The 6,230-nt window shown below is 25.6% G+C and carries 3 protein-coding genes; all 3 read right to left on the bottom strand.

Annotated features, from left to right (window positions below; translation table 11 throughout):
* Positions 1 to 159: 159 nt before the first annotated feature.
* The 3 genes from MBFIL_RS01985 to MBFIL_RS01975 all read right to left on the bottom strand — a co-directional run bounded on the left by MBFIL_RS01985 (position 160) and on the right by MBFIL_RS01975 (position 5,529).
* Positions 160 to 783: a right-handed parallel beta-helix repeat-containing protein gene (locus MBFIL_RS01985; RefSeq protein WP_066970993.1), complete on the bottom strand. Its 624-nt coding sequence runs from the start codon at positions 781 to 783 to the stop codon at positions 160 to 162.
* Between the two features lie 250 nt (positions 784 to 1,033).
* Positions 1,034 to 2,803: a CARDB domain-containing protein gene (locus MBFIL_RS01980; protein ID WP_066970992.1), complete on the bottom strand. Its 1,770-nt coding sequence runs from the start codon at positions 2,801 to 2,803 to the stop codon at positions 1,034 to 1,036.
* A 575-nt stretch (positions 2,804 to 3,378) separates the two neighbouring features.
* On the bottom strand, positions 3,379 to 5,529 hold the full coding sequence (locus MBFIL_RS01975; RefSeq protein WP_066970989.1) for a right-handed parallel beta-helix repeat-containing protein: 2,151 nt from the start codon (positions 5,527 to 5,529) through the stop codon (positions 3,379 to 3,381).
* Positions 5,530 to 6,230 lie beyond the last annotated feature (701 nt).

Raw genomic sequence — 6,230 nt, 5'->3', positions numbered from 1 at the left:
AGTAAATTCAGTGGAGCACAACAAAAAGAAGATAAAAAACGCTTTAAAACCAAACATGGAGCTATGTCTTATTTAAAACCAATAATTGAAAGACAGAACGATGAATTAAAATGGACCTAAATGTTATGATAAACCATGATTTTAGTAATAATTCCTTTTTCAGGAGGTAACTTTTTGACACAAACTAACATTTGCAGATCTTACAGTAACACCATCTTTTTGATTTGAGATATTATTACCATCTATAAATATGTTAGGACAAAAATTATTAATATAAATTGCAGCACTTTCACTATCAATACTACCATTAAATTTGTTATTTTTTATTAAAGAATATTCAGTTGATGCAGACTCAGACCCAATTATCTGAATTTGCATAGATGCTCCAGAGAACTCATTGTTGATTATATTTATATTAGACGCTTTTACATCAATCAAAGAATTTTCAGCATATAAATTTGAGCTAAATTTAAACCCATTAACAGAACTACCATTACTTCCAGAATCAAAAGTAATTATGGTTTTATCCATATTAGACTTTAATTTAGCTCCATTGGTAGATAAGGTTAAGTTTTTATTTATAGATAATTCAATATTATCATAATCACCAGAAGCAAATTCAATAATATCTCCATTTTCTGATTCATTAATTAAACTTTGAATTTGAGCAGAAGTATTACCTGAATTGATACTGTGACTTGTTGCACTAATCCCTTGGAAAGAACAAAAAACCAAAACACATAGTATGACTATAACTAAGATAATTCGTGATTTAAATTCCATTTTATCCTCCTTTTACATAAACAGACATTAAAATATGAGAATTTTTATTAAAATTTGAAAATTAATAAGCATTATATCAATAATGTATATTAATCCTAATCCTAATCGATTAATAAGCATACAGATAATAAATATTGATTTAGTTACTATTAACCTATTAACCAGAAAATTTAACTAATAAATGAATTTAATTAATAAATAAGTAGTGGAAAAAAAGAAAATGAAAAAGATAACCTTATAAAAGGAATATCTACTTTCTAATTGATATAATATTATTTTCATAGCTAGCTTCTTTAAATGTTTTAGATTCCTCAATAATTACATTTCTTTTATGAGAACTGTAAATTTTATTAATATAAAACTTCACAAGAACACTAACTGTTTTACCTGGTTTTAAAGCTTTAACTTTAACTGTTGCATATTGAATAACTCCAGGTTTATTATCTGTTTTGAAAGAAATTGCAACTTTAGTAGATTTAGAACTAATATCTCCAATATTCTTTACTTTTACAATATAATTCTTTCCAATTCTTTTAACTCCTGCAATTTTCAAATCAGATGCAGTCACTTTATGTTGAACGGATTTAGAAGAAGCACTGTAATCAGAAGTTCCAGCAAAACTAATTTTAACGTTGTATTTACCTTTATTAGAAATTTTAGCATTTACAGTAGCTATTCCATTAGAATTAGTTTTTCCAGTGTAAATTTTACTATTAACTTTAACTTTAATATTTTTATTAGCTAGAACTTTACCATTTTTATCTTTAACAGTTATTTTAAATTTACTAGTACTGCCCAATATAGCTGATTTTGCTACCACAACAGTTATTTTTGTAGATAATTTGTTAACAGATAAAATAGTAGTAGTCTGACCTTCTTTCGGAGTTGTTTCATTTCCATTTAAATAAGATGATGAAGATTTGATTGTTTGTTTTCCAGTAGATTTAGCATTTAAAGTTAATGATAATGTTGCAGAAGAACCAGCATCTAATGCAGTGATAGTCCATTCATTATTTTTATAGTCTCCAGTAGTTTTACTAATAGTTTTAACATATTTTAAACTATTTGGTAAAGTAATAGTAAGAGTAATATTATCTGCAGTACGATTACCAGAATTTGTGATTTTTACAGTATAATTAACAGAACCGTCTTTGCTAATAGAACTTTTTGAAATAGTAGAATTAATAATAATATTAGCAGGTTCTTTAGGAGTATGAGTTAAACTTGATTCACCAGAATTATTAAAGACATTGTAAGAATCTATTATTTCTGAATGATTAGGATCCTCAATAACAGTTTCAACATTATCAAAAATGTTATTTTTAATAATTACAGTAGCATTTAAATCAGGAGCATTAAATGAATTAATACTTATAGCTTCAATAACATTAGAAATAGTGTTATTATTTATAGTAAGGTTGCCTGATCCTTTATATGCTATAGCTATCCCATCTTTAGCTGAAAGATTATTTTTTATAATATTATTTACAATATATACATCACCATGACCACTACCACCACCAAGATTTAATGCATCCCTCAGGAAACCATCAATAATATTATTAGTAAATTCAAAATTATTAGTTGCATATCTACCAAATGACACTCCATCATAAACATATTTAAAAGTATTATTATTAATAGTAATATCTTCAGTAGGTCCAGTTGTAGCTATAGGTGTAGTAGCTTTAGGATTGTTAGAATCTCCTAAAAATACAAAGCCTTTTACAGAACTACCATTACTTTCGCTAGCAAAATTAAAACGATAATCTCCAGAATTTATTATGACTTCATTTTCAGCAACAAGATTAACTTTCTTATTAATTAAGTAATCACTAGTTAAATTATAACTACCTGCTTTAAATGTGAATGTATCCCCATTTACAACATCAGCAAATTTTGTATCAAAGTTATCATCTGTTGTGAAATTATGAGAATTTGCTGCACTAACACTTTGAACTGAGCATACAATAAATACTGCTAAAAGTACAAGTATTAAAATATTCGATTTAAATTTCATTAAATATATTCCTCCTTAATTAAATTCAGCTATTTAAGAATCGTAGATTAAACATGTTTTATATATTAAAATATGTTAAAAATACTCCTTAAACCAGCAGTTACCAAATAATATATTAAAAAATTAAATACTATATATTGCAAGATTGTTCAAAAACACAAAAAATACATACCTATATATGATTAAACTATATACCCATATACGATTAAACTATATAATTAGTTAATATAAGTCCAAGTGTATTTATTTGCATATCATTTTATTGAAACATTATAATATATAAATATATGTTATTAATGCCTCAACAAATAATCTTAAAAAGTTATTTTAAAATAATCCTGTGAGAGTTTTAGATTATTTATATAATTGAGAAATTTAAGATGAATTTCCCCTTAAGTTGAGTAATATAATGTTTTGATAATGTTTTTTAATCATGAAAAATTTAAAAAAAAGAAATAAAAAAAGAAAAATTAACAAAAATTAACAAAAATTAACAGATTATTAATAGTCAATTACAGTTATTTTAGAAATATGATAAAATCTTGTTAGATTCCTTTAATAGTATGTGTTTTTAGTTATTTTACTTTGTAAGTTACTTTATTGTTGGATAATATATATAATCCTTTAGGTGTTGTTACTTTTGGTTTGAAGGAATAAGATCCTGTTTTATTAGCTTTAGTAGTTATTACCATAGAAGTTGTATGTTTTTTAGTTACTCCAAAGCTTTTAAGAGTAAATGTTGCAGTTCTTGTTTTTTTATTGTATTCTACTTTCATTGCACTGTTTTTCTTAGTAATTTTAGTGAACTTAAATCCACTAGGTATTTTTAGGCTAACTTTAAAGGATGCTTTGTCTGGACCACTATTTTTAACAATAACATGAAACTTAACAGTTTTTCCAGACCCTTCTTTTATATTTTCAATTGTAATACCAGCATATTTAGGAACAGATAAAATATTACTATTATTTATTGCAGTATACTTAGAATCACCAATGAATTTAGTAGTTATATTTAGTTTACCTGTTTTTGTAACATTATAATTTAGATAAGCATATCCTGTAGAGTCAGTTTTTCCTATACCAATAGACTTACCATTAATATAAAATTCAACATATTCATTAGAAATACCTTTTCCAGAATTATCTGTTAATTTGGCAGTTAATTTGACATTTTTACTATACTTACCATTAGCCTTAGAAACAACTATTTTTGTAGCAGTTTTAGGTTTTACAACATCACCAGAGTTAGTGCTGTTATTAGTATTATTAATATCTGTAGAGGCATTAGTTACATTTAAATAACTTAGACTATCTTCAGTACTTGTTATGTTTTGTATCAATAATCCTTTATCATAATCCCCAGATGCATTGAGTATGTAATTATCACCTGAAGTTAAAGCATTTAATGTAAGTGTAAGGACTGATTCAGTGTTCTCAGTTAATGAACTTATATACCAATAGTTATCTTCAATATCAAAATTCCCATTGGAGGGATAGTTATATACTACTTCAAGACCAGCTGGAATATTAACTTTAATAGCTATGTTTTTTGCTGAGAAATTACCAGAATTTAGAAGTTTAATAATATAAGTCAGGTTTTTATTCTGTTCTACAGAATTTGAAGAGAGTTCTGATGAAATAGTAAGATTAGCTGGCTGAAGAGGATCTCCATGATGTGTATTTTCGACAACATTTTTTATAACATTGTAAAATACATTACCTTCCCCATAATCATATAATGCAGTTTGATCATCAGTTTGTTTGTTAAATCCAGCAGGAAGATTTAGAAATAAGTTAAAACTACAATTATCAAGTTTAGATCCATCAATACCTGCTGTAATACCATTTTTAAACTCATTATAAGTTGCATTAACACCTGCATTATTAACCCATATTCCAAAGTCACAAGCATCAAAAATATTATGATCAACTACTCCATTAGCACCTACTCTACTTATTCCAGATCTTGAACCTCCACCTTGAACATTAGTGAAATTATTGTAGAGATATTTAGAATCACTTACATCCCTAGCTTGTACAGCATTACCAGTTATATTAAAAACACTGTTGTGAGCAAAAATGAGATTATTTACTCCTCTGAAGTAAATAGCTCCATTATTACCTCCAGAAGTATTAAAGTCCTTAAAAGTATTATTTTCTACAAGTAATCTGGAAATAGATGATGAACCATTAGATGAAGTTCCACCATAAAAATTTACAGCTGTGAATATACCATTACCAGTGAAATTATTGTTAGCTATTGTTATATCTGAAATTTTTTGTCCACCATAAATAAAAGTGGAATCCTCATCTGCATAAGTTCCAACAAAGTTAAATCCAGATATATTAGTTTTACTACTTCCTTCTACAAGATATATCGCTGCTGCATACTTTGAACTAGCATTTGCCTGATTATCCAAAACATACTTTGAGCTAGCACTAGTATCATTTAATTTACTTGTTGCTTTAAATGTAGTTCCCACATCTGATTTTAAGTTTAATGATTTGTTAACAGCTAAATTAACATTATTATAAACTACCCCTTTAAAATTAATAGTATCTCCATCTACTGAAGAATCAATCTTATTCTGAATAGATTGAATAGAATCACCATCCCCAATATCATATACTGTTGCACTAGCTCCAGATATAGAAATTGTAGCTGCAATTAAGATAGATAAAGTTATTAATAAGAATCGGGTATTAATCTTAAAAAACGATTTCATTAGATTATCCTCCAATTAATTTGAATAAAAAGTTAAATCAAGATGAAATATAAAAACTATAATTTTAATAAAATACTCGATAATCAAATCTAAAACATTGCATGAACTTAGATATAATAAAAACTATAGTATATATAGATATATTAGTATATATTAATCTTGATAAAATCATTTTACACATTAAAATATATGAGTACAAATTATTACATTTCGAAAACCTGTGATTAATCTTTATTATACTGATTATACTGATTGAAATATATTAAAACATAATATTGAGATAATATAAATACATACATCAAAATTATGTCTAAATCGTATCCCACTTAATAATATCTAAATAATAATTATATTAAGAAGAAATATTGAGATGTAATTATTTGCATATTGTAGTTATGTATTTATTTTAATATATAAATTCTTCTAAACGACTGTGTAACAATTCAAAAATCTAAATTTAATACACTGATTTCGCAAAATAGAAAATTTTGCAAAATCTTACCATATGAAGTTAAATTGGTTTTTATAGATTAGGATGTCCCACAATTAATTTCATGAAAAAATCAATCTCTTTAGGAGATTATCCATAATTAAAATAAAGGTTTATGATTGTTGGATATGGTTTTAGATGTTTTTTAGTTTTTGTTTTAGTTTTTTGGTCTATTTTTTGTGTTTTAGTTTTAAACTTTTTTAATCTGTTT

This window comes from Methanobrevibacter filiformis (assembly GCF_001639265.1).
In the GTDB taxonomy this organism is placed as follows: Archaea; Methanobacteriota; Methanobacteria; order Methanobacteriales; family Methanobacteriaceae; genus Methanacia; species Methanacia filiformis.
This window is presented reverse-complemented; position numbering and strand designations above follow the sequence as displayed.

Bases quoted from the DNA above. Each gene is read 5' to 3' on its own strand.
- MBFIL_RS01975 (WP_066970989.1), bottom strand. From the start codon at position 5,529: ATGAAATCGTTTTTTAAGATTAATACCCGATTCTTATTAATAACTTTA.
- MBFIL_RS01980 (WP_066970992.1), bottom strand. From the start codon at position 2,803: ATGAAATTTAAATCGAATATTTTAATACTTGTACTTTTAGCAGTATTT.
- MBFIL_RS01985 (WP_066970993.1), bottom strand. From the start codon at position 783: ATGGAATTTAAATCACGAATTATCTTAGTTATAGTCATACTATGTGTT.